The following is a 23342-nucleotide window of genomic DNA, read 5'->3' as shown; positions in this document are numbered from 1 at the left end:
CACGGTGGATCGGCACACCACTGAGGGCGCCCCCTGCGAACAGGGGGACGCCCTCAGTGGTGTCGCGGCTCCCGGACGGGCCTTGGGCCGGTCAGTCGGTGGTGTACACGTGCATTCCGGGGACGTGCAGGTTGCCGCCGAACTGCGCCGCCTGGACCACTTCGACCTTGGTGAAGTAGATCAGCGGGAGGTTCAGCGGCGGAGGGTTGTCCGGGCTGAAGCAGACGTGGATCAACCCGAACAGGTTGCCGCAGATGCTCTGGGTGTACATCACCGTGTCGCCACCGCGGATCGTGGACGTCGAGCCCTTGGCGGCCTGCACGTGGTAGGTCTTGCCGGCCTGCTTGTCCTTCACCGTCTGGTGCAGGTCGCCGATGTCGGTGCCATCCGAAATGACGTACTTCAGCACCTTCTTGACGTGTCCGCCGGCCGTGCGCACCTCCACGATGCCCTGGTAGTCGGCACCCTTCAGCAGCAGCGAACTGGCGTTCAGGTACCAGGGGTCGTCGGCCAGCAGCACCTTGTTGTCCACGCCGCCCACGGCGTCGGTGGCGGCCGGGCAGTGCTCCGGGTCCGTCGTGGAACCCGCCGACGGGCTCGGCGAGGCCGTCGCCGCGTCGGCCGCCTCACCGGCCGCCTTGCCGGCCGTGTCCTTGACGCCCTCGACGGCCTTCCCGGCCTCCTCGACCGTCTTGGAGACCGTGCCGGTCGCGTCCTTCACGGTGTCCTCGACCGTGTCGGTGACCTTCTCGGCGGTGTCCTTGACCGTGCCGGCAGCGTCGTCGCCGGAGCCCCCGGCCCCGCCCGCCGAAGGCGTGGCGGAGGCGGACGGCGCGGCCGCGGAGTCGGCGGAGGCCCCGGACCCGGAGCTCTGCTTGCCGCCGGTGAGGACGCCGCCGAGCGCGTCACCGATGGTCCCCAGCAGACCGCCGCCGCCCGCGGGCGCCGACGGGTCCGCCGTGGCGGCGCCTCCCGTGCCCGAACCGCCCGGCTTGCTCTGCGAGGCGGTGGAGTCGGGCTTGGGCGCGGCCTTGTCACCGGAAGCCGGATCAGGCGAGGGGGACGTGTGCGAGGAGCCCTCGTCCCCCTTGCCGTCCTGGTCCGCCTGACCGTTCTGGTCCGCAGGGCCCGTGGAGGACGTGGCCGAGGGGTCCGGCTGCGCGGTGGCGTCCTCGGCGCCCGCGGAGGCGGACGGCGCCGGCGAGGCCGGGGCCTTGTCCTGGGAGCCGTCCAGCGCCGCGACACAGTCCTTGTACTCGTCGGCCGTCAGGCTCTTGGCGGACGGCGTCGTCGCGTTGTTGTCGGCGACGGCGTGGGTCGACGTGAAGCCCATCCCCATGAGGACCGCCGTCGGCATCGCCGCCATGGCTATCGCCTTGCCGGCCGGCATGTGGAACCTGGTGAACAGCGGCTTCTTGGGTGCCGCGTGACGCGGCCCGGTTCTCACGCGGGACACCTCCACTCCCGTCCCGTGAGTCACCTCGTCAGCCGGCACTTTGCCTCCCGTTCGCCCCGTTGGCCGGGCTCGTTCCTGACAGGTCGTTCTCCCCCAGTGCCTTGAAATCCTGGGAGGGGCCCCCATCGCTCATCGGGTCCACCGCAGGGCCGGACGGCACCGGGCCGTCCACCACCGGGCCGGGCACGGCCTCCGGGGCACCGCCCCGCACCGGGCCGGCCCGCTCGGCGTCCTCTCTCGAGGGCGGCGCCCCCTCCGCCCACGCCACGGCCATCGCGCCGCCGATGAGCGCGAGCAGGAAGCCCATGACGAAGCCACCGAAGTTGGACACGGGGATGGACACCAGCGCCAGCAGGATCGCCGCGACACCCGCGAACACCCGGATGTGCTTCTGGAACCAGAGGCTGATGCCGAGGACGACGAGCAGCACGCCGATGATCAGGGACCCGGCTCCCGCGGTCGTCGCCATCGCCAGCGTCAGATGACCGAGCTGGAGGTGGGCGTACGGGAAGTACATGATCGGAAAGCCGCCGAGCAGGACGAACAGACCGGCCCAGAACGGACGTGTGCCCCGCCAGGCGCGGAACTGCAGCCTCCGGCGGGTGAACTGGCCGGTTACGGCAGGAGTCTCGGCGCTCATGGAAAACAGCTCCCTGGTGCGGCGTTGCTGTGATGAGGGTGGTGCTTGGTCGGTGTGGGGGATGTGTGAAGAGCGGGTGGAAGGTGGAACGGGCGGGGGCGCCGTCGGCTCCCCCGCCCGTTCCCGAGTGCCTAGTAGCACTCCTTGGTACCCGTCGCCAGCGACATGCTGAGCCCGCTGAGCTTGAAGGTTCCGGCGGTCGTCGCCCACGCCGTCTGCTTCACGCCGGTCAGCACGGCCGAGTCGGCCTGCTGAGCGAACCCGAAGGGGTTGGCCTTCTTCTGCTCGACCTCGCCCGGCTTGATGCCCGGACCCTTGCCGGCGGCCCCGGCCGCAACACCGATGTCGATGTTGGTGAACGTGGCGTCGGCCTTGAGGTCGGCGATGTCGATGTAGAGGTTCTCGGCCTCGACCGGCGACTTGCCGCCGCCCGCCTTCAGCAACAGGCTCACGTTACCGAAGGGCGTCGGGGTGACGACCGACTGGCACAGGTTGTTGATCCTGGCCTTCTTGAACGCCGAGACCGCGACCGGGTGGTGCTCGTCCTTGCTGCCGTCGAGGCTCTTCCCCGAGTCGATCGCGCCGTACTGCGCGAACCCCTGACCCTCCAGCCGGTCGGCCGTCACCTTGAACGACTGACCCGACACGCTGAACGACGCGGCGAGGGCACCCTGAGCCAGGGCCACGCCTATCGCCGCTGTCGCGGCAACGCTGGGCACCATGACCACAGCGAACCGCTTCCATCTCGTCCCGCCACGCAGTTGGGACTCCATTTTTCCTCCTTCTCGGACGTACATCTCCTGGCCCGGCTCACCACCGGCCGGCGGTTCGGCCGGGCAGGGATGGGAGAAGTGCTACGTCCTCGGGAAGGAGAGCGCCCGCGCTCGGTGGCGCCAACCGCGCCCGAATCACCGGCGATCACCCCCGAGCGACAACCACTGGTCGCGCCTGACACGCATCACGCACAACCTTGCTGGACAGGCTTCGCCAGACGGCGAAGACCCCCCTGCCCCAAGGGACGGCGCCACTGCCGCCGGCCCTGCTCGGTGGGGACCCAGACACCCCATGACCCGACCGGCTGCCGGGGTACGGGGATGGACCGAGCGTCGCCGATCGTGGTGCATTCTCGCCGCCCGCACAAGGGGGGTCGTTACTCGCTAGTAACGGCTGGATAACCGGGACACGACTCACCGGTTCCGAACGGCGACACTCGGTGGTAACAAAGGGCAGAACAAAACGGTTCACCCCCGGACGGAACCGGGCGGAACCACACCCTCGATTTACTGCCAGTAACAGCGGCCGCGATTACCAAGTTTTGGTAAAGCGCGGCCGCGCTGACGGCTCCCCGGCCAATCTTTCACTCGGGCATCACATGCCGTGGTGTTTAACGACTGGTCAGAACAAGAGGGTTGGCACGGATCAGAACAGCGCCCGCGCCAACGCCCGGCGTGCCCCCGCCACTCGCGGGTCCTCGGCGCCGACGACCTCGAAGAGCTCCAGCAGCCTCAGCCGCACCGCGTCCCGGTCCTCGCCCGCGGTGCGCCGCACGGTGTCGATGAGCCGGCTGAACGCGTCCTCCACGTGACCGCCCACCAGATCCAGGTCGGCGGCGGCGATCTGCGCCCGCACATCGGCGGGCTTCCCGGCCGCCTCCTCGCGCACCCGCTGCGGGTCGAGGTCCTGCACCCGCTGGAGCAACTCGGCCTGCGCCAGGCCGAGTTTGGCCTCCGGGTTGCCCGGGTCGTCGGCCAGCACGTTCTTGTACGCCTGGACCGCGCCGCCCAGGTCGCCGGCGTCCAGGGCCTGCGAGGCCGCGTTCAGCAGCGCTTCGTACGGGCCGACCGGGGCCTGCTGAACCGTCTGTGCGCCCGCCTCGGCGTCCGGGTCGACGGTCAGGCCGGTCAGTCCGAACCGCTGCTCGGCGACCTGCACCAACTGGTCCAGCGTCTCCCGGATCTGCGCCTCGCCCGCCGCCCCCTGGAACAGGGGCAGGGCCTGGCCCGCGACCACCGCGAAGACCGCGGGGATCCCCTGGACGCCGAACTGCTGCATCAGCAATTGGTTGGCGTCGACGTCGATCTTGGCAAGGAGGAAGCGACCGTTGTACTCGACGGCCAGTCGCTCCAGGACCGGGCTCAGCTGCTTGCAGGGCTGACACCACTCGGCCCAGAAGTCGATGACGACGGGCACCTCGGCCGACCGCTGGAGGACATCGCGCTCGAAAGTGGCCTCGTCGACGTCGATGACGAGATCGGCCGGGGAGACCGCCCCCGCGCCGCCCTCCCTGGCCGCTTGGGCGCGCGCCTGCTCCGCCTTCGCCTTGGCCTCCTGGGCCGCCTTCACCGCGGCGAGGTCGACGACTCCGCTCATGGACATGTTCCGTGGCTGCATGCGTCTATCCTCCCCCGTTCTGCCCGCCTGAGTGAAAACCGCCGGGAAAGCCGTACTGCGCCGGGCGCCCGGTCCCCACCTGGCACCCTGTGGTCATCGCTCGGAACGGGCTCGCACCCGCGTTTCGCTACGACCCGTAGCGTAATGGCAGCGGATGCCCACGCGGAAGCACACCGTGGTGATCTCTCTCACGACCGGACAGGAACCACTCGTTTTCGGTCCGGTTATGGTCAGGGGATGCAGAGCCGCACCCCCGCCGCCCGTGCCGGCCGGCCGCGCAGCGCCGCCGCGGACGCGGCGATCCTCGCCGCCACCCGGGCGGCGCTGGTGGACCTGGGCTGGTCCAGGCTCACCCTGGGGGACGTGGCCACCCGGGCCGGGGTCGCGAAGACGACCCTGTACCGCCGCTGGGCGGGCAAGAACGAACTCGTCGTCGACGCCGTCGCCGAACTCTTCGACGAACTCCGCCTCCCCGACCGCGGCAGCCTCGCCGCCGACATCGAGGGCGTGGTCCTCCAGTTCGCGGCGATCCTGGCCCGGCCCGAGGCCAAGAGCGGCCTGATGGCCGTGGTCGCCGAGTCGACGCGCGACGAGGCCCTGCGCGAACGCATCCGCACCTCGATCGTGGACCGCCAGAAGCGCCTGGTCCTGGAGGGCCGCGCCCGCGCCCAGACCCGGGGCGAACTCCCCCCGGAACCCGACCCGGAGGAAGCCGCCCGCACGGTCGGCCTGATCTTCGACATCGTCGCCGGCGCGGTGGTGCACCGCACCCTGGTCAGCGCCGAACCGGCGGACGAGGAATGGGTGCGCGGCTTCACCCGGGTCCTTCTGACCGGGCTCGCGGCGGACGGCTGACTGGGGCGCCGGGGCGGACGGGCCCGCCCCGGCGCCGGTCCCTCAGAACCCCGCGGGCTCCGTGTACACCCCCCACTCGTCCCGCAGGACCCCGCAGATCTCACCCAGCGTCGCCTCGGCGCGCACGGCGTCGAGCATCGGCTCGATCATGTTGGCGCCGGACCGCGCGGCCGCCAGCATCGCGTCCAGCGCGGAGCGCACGGCACTCTCGTCCCGCCCGGTCTTCCGCTCCCCGAGCACCCGCACCTGCTCCCGTTCCACCTCGTGGCTGACCCGCAGGATCTCCAGGTCGCCGGTGACCGAGCCGGTGTGGACGTTGACGCCGACGACCCTCTTGTCGCCCTTCTCCAGCGCCCGCTGGTAGCGGAAGGCCGACTCCGCGATCTCGCCGGTGAACCACCCGTCCTCGATGCCCCGCAGGATCCCGGACGTGATCGGCCCGATCGGGTGCTGCCCGTCGGGGTGCGCCCGCAGCCCCCGCTCCTTGATCTGCTCGAAGATCTTCTCGGCGTCCGCCTCGATCCGGTCCGTCAGCTGCTCGATGTACCACGAACCGCCCAGCGGATCGGCCACGTTGGCGACGCCGGTCTCCTCCATCAGCACCTGCTGCGTGCGCAGCGCGATCTCCGCGGCCTGCTCGCTCGGCAGCGCCAGCGTCTCGTCGAGCGCGTTGGTGTGCAGCGAGTTGGTGCCGCCGAGCACCGCCGCGAGCGCCTCCACGGCCGTGCGCACGACGTTGTTGTACGGCTGCTGGGCGGTCAGCGAGACCCCGGCGGTCTGCGTGTGGAAGCGCAGCCACTGCGCCTTGTCGGTCTTCGCGCCGTAGACGTCCCGCATCCACCGGGCCCAGATGCGGCGGGCCGCGCGGAACTTGGCGATCTCCTCGAAGAAGTCGACGTGCGCGTCGAAGAAGAAGGACAGGCCGGGCGCGAAGACGTCGACGTCGAGACCGCGGCTGAGCCCGAGTTCGACGTACCCGAAGCCGTCCGCCAGCGTGTACGCCAGCTCCTGCGCGGCCGTCGCCCCCGCCTCGCGGATGTGGTAGCCGGAGACGGACAGCGGCTTGTACGCGGGGATCTTGGTGGCGCAGTGCTCCATCAGGTCGCCGATGAGGCGCAGATGGGGCTCGGGCTGGAAGAGCCACTCCTTCTGGGCGATGTACTCCTTGAAGATGTCGGTCTGGAGCGTGCCGTTGAGGACGGAGGCGTCCACTCCCTGCCGCTCCGCGGCGACCAGGTACATGCAGAAGACGGGGACGGCCGGCCCGCTGATCGTCATCGACGTGGTGACGTCACCGAGCGGGATGTCCTTGAACAGCACCTCCATGTCGGCCGCCGAGTCGATGGCCACGCCGCAGTGGCCGACCTCGCCCAGCGAACGCGGGTCGTCGGAGTCGCGGCCCATGAGCGTCGGCATGTCGAAGGCGACCGAGAGCCCGCCTCCGCCGTTGCCGAGGATCATCTTGTAGCGCTCGTTGGTCTGCTCGGCGTTGCCGAACCCGGCGAACTGCCGGATCGTCCACGTACGCCCCCGGTAGCCGGTCGGGTACAGGCCGCGGGTGAAGGGGTACTCCCCCGGCCAGCCGATCCGCTCGAATCCCTCGTACGTGTCTCCCGGCCGGGGACCGTACACCGGCTCCACGGGGTCGCCGGAGAGCGTGGTGAAGTCCGCCTCGCGCTTGCGTGCGGTGTCGTACCGGGCCTGCCAGCGGCGGCGGCCCTCCTCGATGGCGTCAGCGTCCATACCCTCGAATTTACTAGGACGTCCAAGTAAATGTCGACGGCTGACCGCCGTACGGGTTCCGTACGGCGGTGACGCGTGCTTACGCCTCGGCGACCGCGGGGGCCTCGTCCTGCGCGAGCTTGGACTCCAGCTCCTGGCTGACCTTGCGCTCCACGAAGAACGCGGCGGTCGGGATGGTCCCCGCGAGGAGCACCCACAGCTGCTTGGCGACCGGCCACTTGGCCTTGGAGCCCAGGTCGAAGGCGAACACCAGGTACACGACGTACAGCCAGCCGTGCGCGATGCCGACGACGCTCGTGAAGCCCGCCGCGCCGTTCATGTCGAGCAGGTACTTGGCGATCACGCCGAGAGTCAGCAGGACCAGCAGCACACCGGTGACGTAGGCCATGACGCGGTAGCGGGTCAGCACGCTTCGTTTCATGAGGACGAGCGTAACCACCCGTTCCGGGAGATCTTGCCCCGGGTGGGCCCTGCCGCGGCGGTCCGTGCCCCGGCCCCTCGGTCCTCGTGGAAGCCGTGCGCGTCAGTCCTCGTGGAAGTCGTGCGCGGCGATCCGCAGCGGCCGCAGCATCGCGAAGATCTCGCCGCACTCCTCGGCGTCGTAGGCCCCGAGGCCGAACTCCATCGCCATCAGGTCGCGGGTGGCGGCATCGACCGCCTCGCGGCCCTTGTCGGTGATGACGGCGAGCGTGCCGCGCCCGTCGTTGGGGTTGGGGCGCCTGGCGACGAGACCGGATCTGACCAGCCGGTCCACGGTGTTCGTCACGGACGTGGGGTGCACCATCAGACGCTCGCCGATCTTGGACATCGGCAGTTCGCCGGCCTTCGAGAAGGTGAGCAGCACCAGGGCCTCGTAGCGCGCGAAGGTCAGCCCGTACGGCTTGACCACCGCGTCGACCTCGGCCAGCAGGATCTGGTGGGCGCGCATGATCGAGGTGATCGCGGCCATGGACGGAACGCTTCCCCAGCGCTGCTTCCAGAGCTCGTCGGCACGGGCGATGGGGTCGAAAGGGAGACTGAGGGGCTTCGGCACGTCACCAGACCCTACCGGTCGGTCATATCCGGCTCAGCCCCGTCTCAGCTTTCGGTCCGGCGGGCGGCCACCGCCAGCCCCACGCAGCACACCGTCCCCAGCACTCCGGCCCCCGCGACCGTCGCCGCCACCCCGGCGAACTCCGCCGCGACGCCGGCCAGCGCCATGCCCAGGCCCTGGATCGTCATGAGTCCGGCGGTCATCAGGGTCATCGCCCGGCCGCGCAGTTCCTCGGGCACCGCCCGCACGAACCACTGGTCCAGGCCCAGTGTGTACGCCGCCCCGGCGCCCGAGAGCACGAGCAGGAGAAGGGAGACGGCGAGACCGGGGTGCAGGGCGTAGCCGACGTAGGGCAGCAGGGTCAGGCAGACCAGTGGCAGGGCGATCCGCTCGCGGACGGCGGGCCGCAGCCGGGAGCCGGCGTACACCTCACTCGCGATCGTGCCGACGGGCAGCCCGCACATCAGCAGACCCAGACCGATGGAGCCGGCGCCGAGCGCGTCGGCGTACGGGGCCGTCAGGGCCTCCGGCACGACCGCGAACATCGGCGGCACCCAGAACAGCAGGAGGAGTACGCGGACCCGGCGGTCGGCGAGCACCTGCCGGGCACCGCGCAGCGAGTCGCCCACCAGGGCGCCGGACTGCCCGGTCCGGGCGGGACGGCGCCGGGTGCCGAGGCGGAGCAGGACGGCGGAGGCGAGGAAGGTACCGACGGTGATCAGCAGAGCGTGCCGGGGGCTGACCACGGTGAGCAGCAGGCCGCCGAGGCCGAAGCCGACGAGCAGCGCGCTCTGCGAGACGATCCGCAGCAGGGAGCGGCCGAGGACGAACAGTTCGCCGTCCCCGAGGATGTCGGTGAGGCTCGCCATCCGCGTTCCCTGGAACACCGGCGACACGATGGCGACGGCGCAGCGCAGCGCGAGCAGGACGCCGATGTGGGCCCCGGGCACCACCATCGGCGCCACGCAGGCCGCGCACACCAGGTCGCAGGTGACGAGCACCCGGCGGGCCGGGAAGCGGTCGGCGATCCCGCTGAGGAAGGTGCCGCCGACGACGTAGGGCAGCATGCCGAGCGCGAAGGTGAGGGCGCTCATCAGGGGCGAGCCGGTGAGGTCGTAGACGAGGACCGACAGGGCGATCTCGCTGACCATCACGCCGAGCAGGGAGAGGGCGTGGGCGGCGAAGACCGCCCGGAACTCGGGTACGGCGAAGACCCGCGCGTAGCCGGCCGCCGGTTCGGGGGCGGGGGCGGGCGCGGGCGGGGGCTCCGGCCGGTCCGGGGCCTGCGAGGTCGGGGTGGGCTCGGGGGCTTGCTGCATGGGCCGCAGCGTGCCGGTGGAAAGGGCGGGCGGCGTAGAGTTTCGGCCACTGCCGAATCTTCGCCCTCTCTCCCTGCCTTTCCTGACCTGTCTTTCCTGTCTTTCCTGTCTTCGCCTGTCTTTTCTGGGAGTGCCGTGCCGTTCCGTCTGCACTTCGGGGACGACGACCTCATGCGGTGCCGGTTCGCGGTGTCACCGCTGTGGGAGACGCAGGAGGCGGTGCGGACGCTGCGGCGGCCGGACCGGCACGGCTACCACCCGCACTGGCTGCGCCGCATCCGGGAGGCCGCACGGGGGCTGGACCTCGCCCCGCTGTGGCTGCTCATGCCCCGGCGCGGGCACAGCCCCGACTTCCTCGGGCCGCCGCCGATCGGGCCGGCGGCCGTGTTCGAGGACGAGATCGCCCAGGTGCGGGCGGCGGATCCCGGGGCGGCGCGGGAGGACCTGGCGCGGGCGCTGGCCGATACGCCGGGTGCGCTGGAGTCGTCGCGGGGGCGGGCGATGCTCGCCGATCCGGGGCGTGCGGTGCGGGAACTGGCCGATCTGCTGGAGGCCGCGTGGCACGCGCTGGTCGAGCCGGAGTGGCCGCGGCTGCGGGCGCTGCTCGAGGCCGATGTGGCCTTCCACTCGCGGCGGCTGGCCGAGGTGGGGCTGGGGGCGCTGCTGCCGGAACTGGACCGGCGGCTGTCCTGGGACGCGCGGACGCTGACGGTCGACTGGCCGGGCGAGCACGGGCGCGACCTCGACGGGCGGGGGCTGGTGCTGATGCCGAGCGTGTTCTCCTGGCCGGACGTGATCAGCGGCTTCGATCCGCCCTGGCAGCCCACGCTGGTGTACCCGGCGCGCGGGCTGGGCGGTCTGTGGGCGCGGCGGGGCGCGGAGGCCGGTGAGGCCCTGGTGCGGCTGCTGGGGCGCGGACGGGCCGCGGTGCTGGCCGCGCTGACCGATCCGGCGTCGACGACGGCGCTGGCCCACCGCCTGGACCTGGCCCCGTCCTCGGTGTCGGCGCATCTGACGGTGCTGCGGGACGCGGGCCTGCTCACGTCCCGCAGGTACGGGCACCAGGTGCTCTACGAACGCACTCCGCTGGGGATGGCGCTGGTCTCGGGCGGGTGAGGCCCGCGCGGCGCGGGACAGGTGTCTCCGGGCGCGCCGCCGGGTACCTACTCCGCTTTCCGGGCCTCTTGGGCAAGGTGCCTCTCGACCCGCTCCACCTTGGCGGTGAGGCCGTCCGTGACGCCGGGACGGATGTCCGCCTTGAGGACCAGGGACACACGCGGAGCGCGTGCCTCCACCGCGGCGACGGCTCGCTTGACGACGTCCATGACCTCGTCCCACTCGCCCTCGACGGAGGTGAACATCGCGTCGGTGCGGTTGGGCAGGCCGGACTCGCGGACGACCCGGACGGCGTCGGCGACGTACTCCCCCACGTCCTCGCCGACGCCCAGCGGGGTCACGGAAAAGGCGACGATCATGCGTTCACGACCCCTTCGCGGCGGGCGCGGGAGGCGATCACCGCGTCCTCGGCCTCGCGCTTGAGCCTGCGCTCGGCGAAGAAGCCGCCGGTAGGCAGGACCGAGAGGACGAAGTAGAGGGCGGCGGTCCCCACCGACCACTTGGCGCGGTTCCAGGCGTCGGCCCAGAAGATCACGTACAGGATGAACAGGACGCCGTGGATCGCGCCCATCACGGGCACCGCGTTGAAGTCCGTGGTCCGCTTCAGGACCGAGCAGACCAGCAGCAGGAGGAAGGAGACCGCCTCGGGGGCGGAGACCAGGCGGAGGCGGCGGAGGGCGGTGGCGGTCTTGATGTCCACGGGTCACCTTCGGTGGGAGACGGACCGGCGGGCCGCTGAGGTGGCGCCGGCCGGCTTGTGAATGCGAGCACAAACGTTCGTCCATTGTGGCAAACCCGCGGGGCGGGTCCGGTCAGGGGGTGGGCGCGGCCGTCCCGTAAGGGCGTGAATCAGGGTCGTTGTCCCCCCGCAGGCCCTGTCGGCCTCCCCCGTCCGCCGCTACCTTCACTCCGTGGCGATGTTCCGACTTCAAGACAGCAGGGTGCTCGCCGTCGACATGACCGGGGACGCCGTGAAGGCGAAGAACGGCTCGATGGTCGCGTACGACGGGCAGATGGCCTTCAAGAGGCTGACCGGTGGCGGCGAGGGACTGCGCGGCATGGTGACCCGGCGGCTCACCGGCGAGCAGATGACCGTGATGGAGGTGCGGGGGCACGGAACGTGCTGGTTCGCCGATCGGGCGGCCGAGATCAATCTGGTGCAGCTCCAGGGGGACAAGCTGTACGTCGAGTCGAGCAACCTGCTCGCGACGGACGCCGGGCTGCGCACGGGGACGACGTTCACCGGGCTGCGCGGCGCCTCCCAGGGCAACGGGCTGTTCACGACCACGGTCGAGGGGCACGGGCAGGCGGCGATCATGTCGGACGGGCCGGCGGTGGTGCTCAGGGTCGGCCCGCAGTACCCGCTGATCGTCGACCCCGGCGCCTACATCGCGCACCAGGGGAACGTCCGGCAGTCCTTCCAGTCCGGGGTGACCTTCCGCACGTTCCTCGGGGAGGGCGGCGGGGAGGCCTTCCAGATCCGGTTCGAGGGGGACGGGCTGGTGTACGTCCAGCCGAGCGAGCGGAACACGATCGCGGGGGACCTGTGAGATGACGTTCCGGGAGATCAACTCGAAAATGGTCGAGGCGACGGTCGTACCCGGCCGGCGCCTGTTCAGTCAGCGCGGCGCGATGCTCGCCTACCGGGGCGACGTGGCGTTCACGCCCAACATCCAGGGCGGCCAGGGCGGTCTGATGTCGATGATCGGGCGCCGGGTGGCGGGCGAGGCGACGCCGCTGATGACCGTGGAGGGCAGCGGCACGGTCTTCTTCGGGCACGGCGGCCACCATGTGCACGTGATCGAGATGACGGGCGACACGCTGTACGTGGAGGCGGACCGCCTGCTCGCCTTCGAGGGCACGCTCCAGCAGGGCACGATGTTCATGGGCTCGCAGGGCGGGGTCATGGGCATGGTGCGGGGTCAGGTGACGGGCCAGGGACTGTTCACGACGACCCTCCAGGGACACGGCTCGGTGGCGGTCATGGCGCACGGCGGCGTCTTCGAGGTGCCGATCACCCCGCAGCGTCCCGTCCACGTCGACCCGCAGGCCTACGTCGCCCACCACGGCGACGTCCGCAACAAGCTGTCCACCGCGCTGGGCTGGCGCGAGATGGTGGGACGCGGCTCCGGGGAGGGCTTCCAGCTGGAGCTGAGCGGCAACGGCACGGTGTACGTCCAGGCGTCGGAGGAGAAGCTGTGAGCGCGTACGGAACGCCCGGCTCCGGGCCGGTGGTCCACGACCCGACGACCCTGCCGGCCGACGACAACGTGAACCCGTACACCTTCTGCGTGGAGCTCAAGGGGAGCCAGTGGTTCCTCCAGAAGGGGAAGATGATCGCCTACTACGGGACGATCGAGTTCAACGGCATCGGGCACGGCCGGCTGGACCATCTGGTCCGTACTGCCTTTCATTCGCCTCTGCACGCGAGCGACTGGGTGGTGGCCGAGGGTTCGGGCCGGATGCTGCTCGCCGACCGGGCCTTCGATGTCAACTCCTTCGACCTGGACGACGGCAATCTGACCATTCGCTCCGGCAATCTGCTCGCTTTTCAGCCAACTCTGTCGCTCAAGCAGTCGATCGTGCCCGGCTTCCTCACTCTCATCGGAACCGGAAAGTTCGTGGCCGCGTCCAACGGGCCGGTGGTGTTCATGGAGCCCCCGATCCGGGTGGACCCGCAGGCGCTGGTCGGCTGGGCCGACTGCCCGTCCCCGTGCCATCACTACGACCACGGGTACCTGACCGGCGTACTGGGCGGGCTGCGTTCGATGACGGGCCTCGGGCCGGTCTCCGGGGAGGAGCACCAGTTCGAGTTCGTGGGAGCCGGGACGGTCCTGCTGCAGTCCAGCGAGAGCCTCATCGCCGAACTGGCGGCGGGGGTGCTTCCGGACGAGCCCGGGGTACCCGGAGGGGGAAGGGTGTCCGGAACCCGCGGACAGCAGGGTGGGCAACCGCGCCTTCCCGGACAGCTGGGAGATCTCCAGCGTCGCTTCGGGGTGTGAGCGGTAGTCTGCGGAGTGTGACATCGAACGCGTGCGCGCCGTCACACCACCCTCACTAGTTCGCCTTTCAACTTCTTAGGTAGACTTCATTCATGGAGACCGAGACGGCCACGCGCTGGCTGACCGATGCGGAGCAGTGCGCCTGGCGCACCCACCTGGAGGTCAACAGGCTGTTGACGTACCAACTCGAGAAGGACCTGCAGCCGTTCGGCCTGACGATGAACGACTACGAGATCCTGGTGAATCTCTCCGAGTCGGAGGACGTACGGATGCGCATGAGCGACCTCGCGTCCGCCACCCTCCAGTCCAAGAGCCGCCTCTCGCACCAGATCACCCGCATGGAGAACGCGGACCTGGTGCGCCGTGAGAACTGCGAGTCCGACCGCCGGGGCCTGTACGCGGTCCTCACCGAGCACGGCATGGAGACCATGCGGAAGGTCGCGCCGCACCATGTGGCGTCCGTGCGGAGGCACTTCGTCGATCTGGTCGACCACGAGACGCTGATGGAGCTGGACAAGGCCCTGAAGCCGATCGCCCAGCATCTGCGGGGACAGCGGGGCGGGGCGTAACCACCCCGCACGGCACCTCCGCGCGGCGCCCCCGCGCGGAGAGAAGACGGAGAGAAGGCGGAGCCCTCGGGGCTCCGCCTTCCGTGTCACAACGGGTGTCACCAGGGGCGGGTCAGGCCTCGGTCAGACCCGCCACCAGCTCGTCCGCCGCCTGGTAGGGGTCCAGCTCACCGGCGGTGATCCGCTCCGCGAGGGCGCTCAGACGGCGGTCGCCGTGCAGGTCGCCGATGCGCTCACGCAGGGCCGTGACCGCGATGGTCTCCACCTCGTGGGCGGCGCGGGCGCGGCGGCGCTCCGCGAGGACGCCCCGCTCCTCCATCCAGGCCCGGTGCTTCTCCAGCGCCTCGACCACCTCGTCGACGCCCTCGGAGCGCGCGGCGACCGTCTTGACGATGGGCGGGCGCCAGTCGCCGGGGCCGCGGGACTCGCCGAGGCCCAGCATGTGGTTCAGCTCGCGGGCGGTGGCGTCCGCGCCGTCCCGGTCGGCCTTGTTGACGACGTAGACGTCGCCGATCTCCAGGATGCCGGCCTTGGCCGCCTGGATGCCGTCGCCCATCCCCGGGGCCAGCAGGACGACGGAGGTGTCGGCCTGGGAGGCGATCTCCACCTCCGACTGGCCCACGCCGACCGTCTCGACCAGGATCACGTCGCAGCCCGCCGCGTCCAGTACGCGGATCGCCTGCGGGGCGGCCCAGGCAAGCCCGCCCAGGTGGCCGCGGGTGGCCATGGAGCGGATGTAGACGCCCGGGTCGGAGGCGTGCTCCGACATCCGCACCCGGTCGCCGAGCAGCGCGCCGCCGGAGAAGGGCGAGGACGGGTCGACGGCCAGGACGCCGACCCGCTTGCCCTGCTTGCGGTACGCCGTCACCAGCGCGGACGTGGACGTCGACTTGCCCACGCCCGGGGAGCCGGTCAGACCGACGACGTACGCGTTGCCGGTCAACGGCGCGAGCGTCCGCATGACCTCCCGCAACTGCGGGGACGCCCCCTCCACCAAGGAGATCAGCCGGGCCACGGCCCTCGGCCGGCCTTCCCTGGCCTGGGCCACCAGAGAGGAGACGTCCTGCATCACAGCTCCGTTCACGTGATCCACGTACGCGGTCCGCGTACGAGAGGTCCTACGAATGAGATCGGTCGGGTGTTACCCGGCTCAGGCCTTCGGCACCCGGACGATCAGCGCGTCGCCCTGACCGCCGCCGCCGCACAGCGCGGCCGCGCCGACGCCGCCGCCGCGCCGCTTCAGCTCCAGCGCCAGGTGCAGCACGAGACGGGCGCCGGACATCCCGATCGGGTGACCCAGGGCGATGGCGCCGCCGTTCACGTTCACCTTTTCCGTGGACACGCCGAGGTCCTTCATTGACTGCACGGCCACGGCGGCGAACGCCTCGTTGATCTCGACGAGGTCCAGGTCGGAGACCTCGAGCCCCTCCTTCTTCAGGGCGTGCTGGATGGCGTTGGAGGGCTGGGACTGCAGGGAGTTGTCCGGGCCGGCGACGTTGCCGTGGGCGCCGATCTCGGCGATCCACTCCAGGCCCAGCTCCTCGGCCTTGGCCTTGCTCATCACGACCACGGCCGCGGCGCCGTCGGAGATCTGCGAGGAGGAGCCGGCGGTGATCGTGCCGTCCTTGGCGAAGGCCGGGCGCAGCTTGGCCAGGCCTTCGGCCGTGGTGTCGCCGCGGATGCCCTCGTCCTTGCTGAACAGGACCGGGTCGCCCTTGCGCTGCGGGATCTCCACCGGGGTGATCTCGGCCTCGAAGACGCCGTTCTTCTGCGCGGCGGCGGCCCGCTGGTGGGACAGCGCGGCGATCTCGTCCTGCTCGGCGCGCCCGAGGCCCAGGCGGGTGTTGTGCTTCTCCGTCGACGCGCCCATGGCGATGCCCTCGAAGGAGTCGGTCAGGCCGTCGTGGGCCATCGCGTCCAGCATCTCCACCGCGCCGTACTTGTAGCCCTCGCGGGACTTCGGCAGGAGGTGGGGGGCGTTGGTCATGGATTCCTGGCCGCCGGCCACGACCACGTCGAACTCACCCGCACGGATCAACTGGTCGGCGAGCGCGATGGCGTCCAGACCGGACAGGCACACCTTGTTGATGGTGAGCGCCGGGACGCTCATCGGAATGCCGGCCTTGACCGCGGCCTGGCGGGCCGGGATCTGCCCCGCCCCGGCCTGCAGCACCTGGCCCATGATCACGTACTGCACCTGGTCGCCCCCGATCCCCGCGCGGTCGAGGGCGGCCTTGATCGCGAAGCCGCCGAGGTCGGCTCCGGAGAAGGACTTCAGCGAGCCCAGCAGTCGTCCCATGGGCGTCCGCGCGCCCGCGACGATCACCGAGCCGGTCGTACCGGAAGTTCCAGAAGACATGAGCTGCGATCCCCTTACCGGCCTGCACAGCCGAGGAGTGAACGAGGGTTTACTTCGAATGTACTGAGGCCTGCTCCGCCCCGTCATCGGGCCGTCGGTGTGATCGCGCGCACGTTGCGTAACCACCCCGGTGGCGCTGCACTGATTCCATGCTGACGCGAATCGACCACATCGGGATCGCCTGCCACGACCTCGACGCCACCGTCGAGTTCTACCGGACCACGTACGGCTTCGAGGTGTTCCACACCGAGGTCAACGAGGAGCAGGGCGTGCGCGAGGCCATGCTCAAGATCAACGACACCTCCGACGGAGGGGCTTCCTACCTGCAGCTTCTCGAACCGACCCGCGAGGACTCCACCGTCGCGAAGTGGCTCGCGAAGAACGGCGAGGGCGTGCACCACATCGCCTTCGGCACGGCGGACGTCGACGCGGACGCGGCCGCCGTCCGCGACAAGGGCGTACGCGTTCTGTACGACGAGCCGCGACGCGGCTCGATGGGGTCCCGGATCACCTTCCTGCACCCCAAGGATTGCCACGGTGTCCTGACAGAACTGGTCACTTCGGCGCCTGTTGAGTCGGTTGAGCACTGACTCCCGTACATAAGGGCCGGTAGGGTTGAGGGCGGTCGTCCCCCGAGCGGGGACGACCCGGTCCTGCCGTCGAGAGCGACAGGACCGCCGGGGTCCGTGTTTCGGGGGACGAGCGGCGGGGCAGCAGCCCGTGCTCCGCTGTTGATCTGACACCATTCCCGGGGGCCCCGTTCGGCGGATGGACGGAGCTCGTTTGGACAGGCTTGCGACCAGGGGACGGATGGGACCGCGCAGTGCGGGGCTACGAACGCCAGGAGCGAGAGCCGGCGGCTGACGTCGACCACCTCTCTCGGTTCGAGGCCGAGATGGATCGGCTGAAGACCGAGCGGGAGAAGGCGATCCAGCACGCCGAGGACCTCGGCTACCAGGTCGAGGTGCTGCGCGCCAAGCTGCACGAGGCGCGCCGCACCATCATGTCCCGGCCCGCCTACGACGGCGCCGACCTCGGCTACCAGGCCGAGCAGTTGCTGCGCAACGCGCAGGTGCAGGCCGATCAGATCCGCGCCGACGCCGAGCGCGAGTTGAGCCAGGCCAGGGCGCAGACCCAGCGCATCCTCCAGGAGCACGCGGAGCAGGCCGCTCGTCTTCAGGCCGAGCTGCACGCCGAGGCGGTCAACCGGCGCCAGCAGCTCGACCAGGAGCTCGCCGAGCGCCGGCAGACCGTCGAGTCGCACGTCAACGAGAACGTGGCGTGGGCGGAGCAGCTGCGCGCCCGCACCGAGCAGCAGGCCCGGCGCCTGCTGGACGAGTCCCGCGCCGAGGCCGAGCAGGCCATGTCGGCCGCCCGCGCGGAGGCCGAGCGGCTGGCCGCCGAGGCCCGGCAGCGGTTGCAGAGCGACGCCGAGGCGGCCCGCGCGGAGGCCGAGCAGACCCTGCGCCGCGCCCGCGCCGACGCCGAGCGGCTGCTGAACGCCGCCTCCGACCAGGCCCAGGAGGCCACCGACCACGCCGAGCAGCTGCGCTCCGCCACCGCCAGCGAGTCGGACGCCGCCCGCCGGCAGGCCGCCGAGCTGAGCCGGTCCGCCGAGCAGCGGATGGCCGAGGCCGAGGACGCGCTGCGCAAGGCGCAGACCGAGGCCGAGAAGCTGGTCACCGAGGCCAAGGATTCCGCGTCCAAGACGCTCGCCGGCGCCGAGTCGGCCAACGAGCTGCGCACGCGCACCGCCAAGGAGCAGGTCGCCCGGCTGGTCCAGGAGGCCACCAAGGAGGCCGAGGCCACCAAGTCCGAGGCCGAGCAGCTGGTCGCGGACGCCCGCGCCGAGGCGGAGAAGATCGTCGCGGAGGCCTCCGAGAAGGCCCGTACGATCACCGCCGAGGAGAGCGCGACCCAGCTGTCCAAGGCGGCGAAGACCGCCGAGGACGTGCTGAACAAGGCGTCGGCGGACGCCAAGGGGACCACGAAGGCCGCGGCCGAGGAGGCCGAGCGGATCCGCGGGGAGGCCGAGGCCGAGGCGGACCGGCTGCGCGCCGAGGCGCACGACCTGGCCGAGCAGCTCAAGGGCGCCGCCAAGGACGACACCAAGGAGTACCGCGCCAAGACGGTCGAGCTCCAGGAGGAGGCCCGCCGGCTGCGCGGCGAGGCCGAGCAGCTACGGGCCGACGCGGTCGCCGAGGGCGAGAGGATCCGCTCCGAGGCCCGGCGCGAGGCCGTGGTGCAGATCGAGGAGGGGGCCAAGTCCGCCGAGGAGCTGCTGGCCAAGGCGAAGGCCGACGCCGACGAGTTGCGCGGCACCGCGCAGAGCGACAGCGAGAAGGTCCGCACCGAGGCCATCGAGCGGGCCACCACGCTGCGCCGGCAGGCCGAGGAGACCCTGGAGCGCACCCGCCAGGAGGCCGAGCGGCACCGCGCCGAGGCAACCGAGCAGGCCGAGTCCGTCCAGGCGGACGCCGAGCGGGCCGCGCGCGAGCTGCGCGAGGAGACCGAGCAGGCGGTCGCCGCCCGGAAGGCGGAGGCCACCGAGGAGCTCACCCGGCTGCACACCGAGGCCGAGGAGCGGCTGGCAAACGCCGAGAAGGCGCTGAGCGACGCCCGCGAGGAGGCCACCCGCATCCGCCGTGAGGCCGCGGAGGAGGCCGAGCGGCTGCGCACCGAGGCCGCCGAGCGCATCCGGACGCTGCAGCAGCAGGCGGAGACGGAGGCCGAGCGGCTGCGGACCGAGGCCGCCGCCGACGCGGCCGCCTCCCGCGCCGAGGGCGAGGCCGTCGCCGTACGGCTGCGGTCGGAGGCCGCGGCGGAGGCCGAGCGGCTCAAGACGGAGGCGCAGGACACCGCGGACCGCGTGCGCGCGGAAGCGCAGGCCGCCGCGGAGCGGCTGGGCGCGGAGGCCTCGGAGACGCTGGCCGCCGCCCAGGAGGAGGCCGCCCGGCGCCGCCGCGAGGCCGAGGAACTGCTCGGCGCCGCGCGCGCCGAGGCCGACCAGGAGCGCGAGCGGGCCCGCGAGCAGAGCGAGGAGCTGCTGGCCTCGGCCCGCAAGCGGGTGGACGAGGCGCAGGCCGAGGCCACCCGTCTGGTGGAGGAGGCCGACCGGCGCGCCACCGAGATGGTGTCGGCCGCCGAGCAGCACGCGCAGCAGGTGCGGGACTCCGTCGCCGGGCTGCACGAGCAGGCGCAGGAGGAGATCGCCGGGCTGCGTTCGGCCGCCGATCACGCGGCGGAGCGGACCCGCCGGGAGGCCGAGGAGGAGGCGGACCGGGTCCGCACCGACGCCTACGCCGAGCGGGAGCGGGCGAGCGAGGACGCGAGCCGGCTGCGCGGCGAGGCCCGGGAGGAGACCGAGGCCGCCAAGGTGCTCGCCGAGCGGACCGTGTCCGAGGCGATCGCGGAGGCGGAGCGGATCCGCGCGGACGTCTCCGAGCACGCCCAGCGGGTACGCACCGAGGCCTCCGACACCATCACGCAGGCCGAGCAGGACGCCTCCCGCACCCGCGCGGAGGCCCGCGAGGACGCCAACCGCATCCGGTCGGAGGCGGCCACCCAGGCGGACACGCTCATCTCCGAGGCGCGCTCGGAGGCGGAGCGGCTCCAGACGGAGACGGTCGCGGAGGCCGACCGGGTCCGCGCCGAGTCCGTCGCCAAGGCGGAGAAGCTGATCTCGGACGCCACCGGGGACGCGGAGCGGCTGCGCGCCGGCGCCGCCGAGACGGTCGGCTCCGCGCAGGCGCACGCCGAGCGGGTCCGCGCCGAGTCCGAGCGGGTCGGATCCGAGGCGCGGGCGGAGGCCGAGCGGCTGGTGGGCTCGGCCCGCGAGGAGGCCGACCGGACCCTGGACGAGGCCCGCCGGGACGCCAACAAGCGGCGCTCGGAGGCGGCCGAGCAGGTCGACACGCTCATCACCGAGACCACCGCCGAGGCCGACAAGCTGCTCACCGAGGCGCAGGCGAGCGCGGTCAGGACGAAGGCGGACGCCGAGTCCCAGGCCGACACGATGGTGGGCGCGGCCCGCAAGGAGGCCGACCGGATCCTGTCCGAGGCGAGGGTCGAGGGCAACACCACGGTGGAGAAGGCCCGTACGGACGCGGACGAGCTGCTCGTCGGCGCCCGCCGGGACGCCACCCAGATCCGGGAGCGCGCGGAGGAGCTGCGCGAGCGCCTGACGACCGAGATCGAGGAACTGCACGAGCGGGCCCGCCGCGAGTCGGCCGAGACGATGAAGTCGGCCGGCGACCGCTGCGACGCGCTCATCAAGGCGGCCGAGGAGCAGCTGGCCAAGGCGCAGACCAAGGCGAAGGAGATCGTTTCGGAGGCCAACTCCGAGGCGGGCAAGGTGCGGATCGCCGCGGTGAAGAAGGCCGAGGGGCTGCTGAAGGAGGCCGAGCAGAAGAAGGCCACCCTCGTGAAGGAGGCCGAGGAGCTCAAGGCCGAGGCGGTCCGCGAGGCCCGGCGCACGGTCGACGAGGGCAAGCGCGAGCTGGAGATCCTGGTGCGCCGGCGCGAGGACATCAACGCCGAGATCTCCCGGGTCCAGGACGTGCTGGAGGCGCTGGAGTCGTTCGAGGCGCCGTCCGGGAAGGACGGCGCGGTGAAGGCAGGCGCGACGGTGGGGGCACCCCGGTCGGGTGGCAAGACGTCAGACGGCTAGCCTGTAGGCGGATTCCGGCCTTCTGGGTGCTTTGACCGGTTCTTTGGCAAGCCCTGGAACGGTCAGCCACTCAAAAGAGGTGTCATTCTCCAGATCAAACACGTATCCGCTCGATGACACACCGCTTCGGCCCCTAGGATTCCACCTATCACCTCACCGGTCTCATTCGGACAGGAACCCCATGAGCGACACTTCCCCCTACGGCTTCGAGCTTGTGCGGCGTGGGTACGACCGCGCTCAGGTGGACGAACGAATCTCCAAGCTCGTCTCCGATCGTGACAGTGCTCTCGCCCGCATCACCGCCCTGGAGAAGCGCATCGAGGAGCTCCACCTCGAGACGCAGAACGCCCAGGCCCAGGTCGGCGACGCCGAGCCGTCGTACGCGGGCCTCGGCGCGCGGGTCGAGAAGATCCTCCGCCTCGCCGAGGAAGAGGCCAAGGACCTGCGTGAGGAGGCCCGGCGCGCGGCCGAACAGCACCGCGAACTCGCCGAGTCGGCGGCCCAGCAGGTTCGCAACGACGCCGAGTCCTTCGCCGCGGACCGCAAGGCCAAGGCCGAGGACGAGGGCGTCCGGATCGTCGAGAAGGCCAAGGGCGAGGCGTCCCAGCTGCGCGCCGACGCGCAGAAGGACGCCCAGTCCAAGCGGGAGGAGGCGGACGCCCTCTTCGAGGAGACCCGCGCCAAGGCCGCGCAGGCCGCCGCCGACTTCGAGACGAACCTCGCCAAGCGGCGCGAGCAGTCCGAGCGCGACCTGGCCTCCCGTCAGGCCAAGGCCGAGAAGCGGCTGGCGGAGATCGAGCACCGCGCCGAGCAGCTGCGCCTGGAGGCGGAGAAGCTGCGCACCGACGCCGAGCGCCGCGCCCGCCAGACGGTGGAGACGGCCCAGCGCCAGGCCGAGGACATCGTGGCCGACGCCAACGCCAAGGCGGACCGCATCCGTTCGGAATCCGAGCGCGAGCTCGCGGCGCTCACCAACCGCCGCGACTCCATCAACGCTCAGCTGACGAACGTGCGCGAGATGCTGGCGACCCTCACCGGTGCCGCGGTGGCCGCCGCGGGCGCGCCGACCGAGGACGAGCCGATCTCCCGCGGCGTTCCGGCCCAGCAGTCCCGCTGACCCGTGCTCACCGGGCCTGACCGCGGCTGACATCCGCCGCTGACCGCGAAGCTCTCCGCCCCAGGGGTGGCGGAGAGCTTCGCGGCGTTCTAGCGTGTCTGGCATGATCGAACTGGAGGGGTTGACCAAGCGGTACGGAGGGAAGCCGGCGGTCGACGGCCTCACCTTCACCGTCCGGCCGGGCATCGTCACCGGGTTCCTCGGACCCAACGGCGCCGGGAAGTCCACGACGATGCGGATGGTCCTCGGCCTCGACCGTCCCACCTCCGGGTACGTCCGCATCGACGGCCGGCACTACCACGAACTCAAGGACCCGCTGACGTACATCGGCGCGCTGCTGGACGCCAAGGCCCTGCACGGCGGGCGCAGCGCCTACAACCACCTGCTGTGCCTCGCCCAGAGCAACGGCATCCCCACCCGCCGGGTGAACGAGGTCCTGGACACCGTCGGCCTGACCTCGGTGGCGCGGAAGAAGGCGAAGGGCTTCTCGCTCGGCATGAGCCAGCGGCTCGGCATCGCCGGCGCGCTGCTCGGCGACCCGCGGATCCTGATGTTCGACGAGCCGGTCAACGGCCTCGACCCCGAGGGCATCCACTGGATCCGCGGTCTGATGAAGTCCCTCGCCGCCCAGGGCCGTACGGTGTTCGTCTCCTCGCATCTGATGAGCGAGATGGCGCTGACCGCCGACCACCTCGTCGTCATCGGCCAGGGCCGGCTGCTCGCCGACACCTCCATGGCCGACTTCATCGAGCGGAACTCCCGTTCCCACGTCCGGGTCCGCACCCCGCAGCGCGAACGCCTGCTCGACGTGCTGCACGAGGCCGGGATCACGGCCGTGCCGGGCGAGGGCGGGCTGCTTCAGGTCGAGGACGGCAAGGCCGAGCGCATCGGCGAGCTGGCCGCACAGCACCACGTCGTGCTGCACGAGCTGAGCAGTCAGCAGTCGTCGCTGGAGGAGGCGTTCATGCGGCTGACGGCCGGGTCGGTGGAGTACCACGCGCACACCGGCCAGGCCGTGCCGGAAGGGGCGCCCGCGCAGCCGTGGGGCACCGACAGCAAGAAGGAGGGCTGAG

The 23342-nt window shown here is 71.4% G+C and carries 22 protein-coding genes; 10 read left to right on the top strand and 12 right to left on the bottom strand.

Translation table 11 applies throughout. The features are described from left to right. Positions 1 to 91: 91 nt before the first annotated feature. From ACWEK3_RS19710 to ACWEK3_RS19695, 4 genes are all read right to left on the bottom strand, one after another. Entirely contained in the window at positions 92 to 1495 is a 1404-nt protein-coding gene (locus ACWEK3_RS19710) for a hypothetical protein (RefSeq protein ID WP_453250209.1), read from the bottom strand. After that, positions 1485 to 2096, bottom strand: a complete 612-nt coding sequence (locus ACWEK3_RS19705; protein ID WP_450542433.1) for a DUF6114 domain-containing protein — start codon at positions 2094 to 2096, stop codon at positions 1485 to 1487. Before ACWEK3_RS19705 ends, ACWEK3_RS19710 begins: the two co-directional genes overlap by 11 nt. Positions 2097 to 2227: 131 nt before the next feature. After that, on the bottom strand, positions 2228 to 2869 hold the full coding sequence (locus ACWEK3_RS19700; protein ID WP_450542431.1) for a DUF6230 family protein: 642 nt from the start codon (positions 2867 to 2869) through the stop codon (positions 2228 to 2230). Between the two features lie 646 nt (positions 2870 to 3515). Beyond that, complete coding sequence (locus ACWEK3_RS19695) at positions 3516 to 4487, bottom strand: tetratricopeptide repeat protein (protein ID WP_450542430.1); 972 nt, start codon at positions 4485 to 4487, stop codon at positions 3516 to 3518. Between the two features lie 237 nt (positions 4488 to 4724). On the opposite strand from ACWEK3_RS19695, the gene ACWEK3_RS19690 reads away from it, so the two are divergent. Then, entirely contained in the window at positions 4725 to 5342 is a 618-nt protein-coding gene (locus ACWEK3_RS19690) for a TetR/AcrR family transcriptional regulator (RefSeq protein ID WP_361417475.1), read from the top strand. A 42-nt stretch (positions 5343 to 5384) separates the two neighbouring features. Here ACWEK3_RS19690 and ACWEK3_RS19685 read toward each other — a convergent pair whose 3' ends face one another. The 4 genes from ACWEK3_RS19685 to ACWEK3_RS19670 all read right to left on the bottom strand — a co-directional run bounded on the left by ACWEK3_RS19685 (position 5385) and on the right by ACWEK3_RS19670 (position 9437). Continuing rightward, positions 5385 to 7085: an acyl-CoA mutase large subunit family protein gene (locus ACWEK3_RS19685; protein ID WP_384425879.1), complete on the bottom strand. Its 1701-nt coding sequence runs from the start codon at positions 7083 to 7085 to the stop codon at positions 5385 to 5387. A gap of 79 nt (positions 7086 to 7164) precedes the next feature. After that, positions 7165 to 7506 carry a DUF3817 domain-containing protein gene (locus ACWEK3_RS19680; RefSeq protein WP_376547583.1) on the bottom strand — a complete coding sequence of 114 codons (342 nt, stop codon included), beginning with the start codon at positions 7504 to 7506 and terminating at the stop codon, positions 7165 to 7167. 102 nt (positions 7507 to 7608) lie between these two features. Continuing rightward, entirely contained in the window at positions 7609 to 8118 is a 510-nt protein-coding gene (locus ACWEK3_RS19675) for a MarR family winged helix-turn-helix transcriptional regulator (protein ID WP_141358265.1), read from the bottom strand. A gap of 44 nt (positions 8119 to 8162) precedes the next feature. Then, a complete protein-coding gene (locus ACWEK3_RS19670; protein ID WP_453250208.1) occupies positions 8163 to 9437 on the bottom strand; it encodes an MFS transporter in 1275 nt (424 codons plus the stop codon). Positions 9438 to 9572: 135 nt separating this feature from the next. Here ACWEK3_RS19670 and ACWEK3_RS19665 point away from each other — a divergent pair, with 135 nt between their 5' ends. Further along, positions 9573 to 10553, top strand: coding sequence for an ArsR/SmtB family transcription factor (locus ACWEK3_RS19665; RefSeq protein ID WP_388724191.1), 981 nt, complete (start codon positions 9573 to 9575; stop codon positions 10551 to 10553). Positions 10554 to 10600: 47 nt separating this feature from the next. Here the strand turns inward: ACWEK3_RS19665 and ACWEK3_RS19660 are convergent, their stop codons facing one another. Both ACWEK3_RS19660 and ACWEK3_RS19655 read right to left on the bottom strand, forming a co-directional pair. After that, positions 10601 to 10912, bottom strand: a complete 312-nt coding sequence (locus ACWEK3_RS19660; protein ID WP_361417459.1) for an MTH1187 family thiamine-binding protein — start codon at positions 10910 to 10912, stop codon at positions 10601 to 10603. Then, positions 10909 to 11253, bottom strand: coding sequence for a DUF3817 domain-containing protein (locus ACWEK3_RS19655; RefSeq protein ID WP_225075616.1), 345 nt, complete (start codon positions 11251 to 11253; stop codon positions 10909 to 10911). The genes ACWEK3_RS19660 and ACWEK3_RS19655 overlap by 4 nt, the downstream gene beginning before the upstream one ends. Before the next feature lie 217 nt (positions 11254 to 11470). Between ACWEK3_RS19655 and ACWEK3_RS19650 the strand changes: the two genes are divergently transcribed. The 4 genes from ACWEK3_RS19650 to ACWEK3_RS19635 all read left to right on the top strand — a co-directional run bounded on the left by ACWEK3_RS19650 (position 11471) and on the right by ACWEK3_RS19635 (position 14124). Beyond that, on the top strand, positions 11471 to 12103 hold the full coding sequence (locus ACWEK3_RS19650; protein ID WP_365426246.1) for an AIM24 family protein: 633 nt from the start codon (positions 11471 to 11473) through the stop codon (positions 12101 to 12103). Between the two features lies 1 nt (position 12104). Beyond that, positions 12105 to 12755, top strand: coding sequence for an AIM24 family protein (locus ACWEK3_RS19645; protein WP_225075614.1), 651 nt, complete (start codon positions 12105 to 12107; stop codon positions 12753 to 12755). Next, positions 12752 to 13555, top strand: a complete 804-nt coding sequence (locus ACWEK3_RS19640; RefSeq protein WP_453250207.1) for an AIM24 family protein — start codon at positions 12752 to 12754, stop codon at positions 13553 to 13555. The genes ACWEK3_RS19645 and ACWEK3_RS19640 overlap by 4 nt, the downstream gene beginning before the upstream one ends. 92 nt (positions 13556 to 13647) lie before the next feature. Beyond that, complete coding sequence (locus ACWEK3_RS19635) at positions 13648 to 14124, top strand: MarR family winged helix-turn-helix transcriptional regulator (protein WP_384425897.1); 477 nt, start codon at positions 13648 to 13650, stop codon at positions 14122 to 14124. Between the two features lie 112 nt (positions 14125 to 14236). On the opposite strand, the gene meaB is transcribed toward ACWEK3_RS19635, so the two are convergent. After that, positions 14237 to 15193, bottom strand: coding sequence for a methylmalonyl Co-A mutase-associated GTPase MeaB (meaB, locus tag ACWEK3_RS19630; protein WP_361417441.1), 957 nt, complete (start codon positions 15191 to 15193; stop codon positions 14237 to 14239). A gap of 81 nt (positions 15194 to 15274) precedes the next feature. Beyond that, positions 15275 to 16483: an acetyl-CoA C-acetyltransferase gene (locus ACWEK3_RS19625; RefSeq protein WP_365775181.1), complete on the bottom strand. Its 1209-nt coding sequence runs from the start codon at positions 16481 to 16483 to the stop codon at positions 15275 to 15277. Between the two features lie 149 nt (positions 16484 to 16632). Here ACWEK3_RS19625 and mce point away from each other — a divergent pair, with 149 nt between their 5' ends. From mce to ACWEK3_RS19605, 4 genes are all read left to right on the top strand, one after another. Beyond that, complete coding sequence (mce, locus tag ACWEK3_RS19620; protein WP_376547570.1) at positions 16633 to 17073, top strand: methylmalonyl-CoA epimerase; 441 nt, start codon at positions 16633 to 16635, stop codon at positions 17071 to 17073. A 233-nt stretch (positions 17074 to 17306) separates the two neighbouring features. Further along, entirely contained in the window at positions 17307 to 21152 is a 3846-nt protein-coding gene (gene scy, locus ACWEK3_RS19615) for a polarized growth protein Scy (protein ID WP_453250206.1), read from the top strand. 181 nt (positions 21153 to 21333) lie between these two features. Next, entirely contained in the window at positions 21334 to 22269 is a 936-nt protein-coding gene (locus tag ACWEK3_RS19610) for a cellulose-binding protein (RefSeq protein ID WP_450542420.1), read from the top strand. A gap of 103 nt (positions 22270 to 22372) precedes the next feature. Next, positions 22373 to 23341, top strand: a complete 969-nt coding sequence (locus tag ACWEK3_RS19605; protein WP_450542418.1) for an ABC transporter ATP-binding protein — start codon at positions 22373 to 22375, stop codon at positions 23339 to 23341. Position 23342: the final 1 nt, after the last annotated feature.

The sequence above is a fragment of the Streptomyces sp. NPDC004721 genome, from assembly GCF_053601495.1.
Note: the sequence above shows the minus strand (reverse complement) of the source record. Positions and strands in the feature narration are given on the sequence as shown.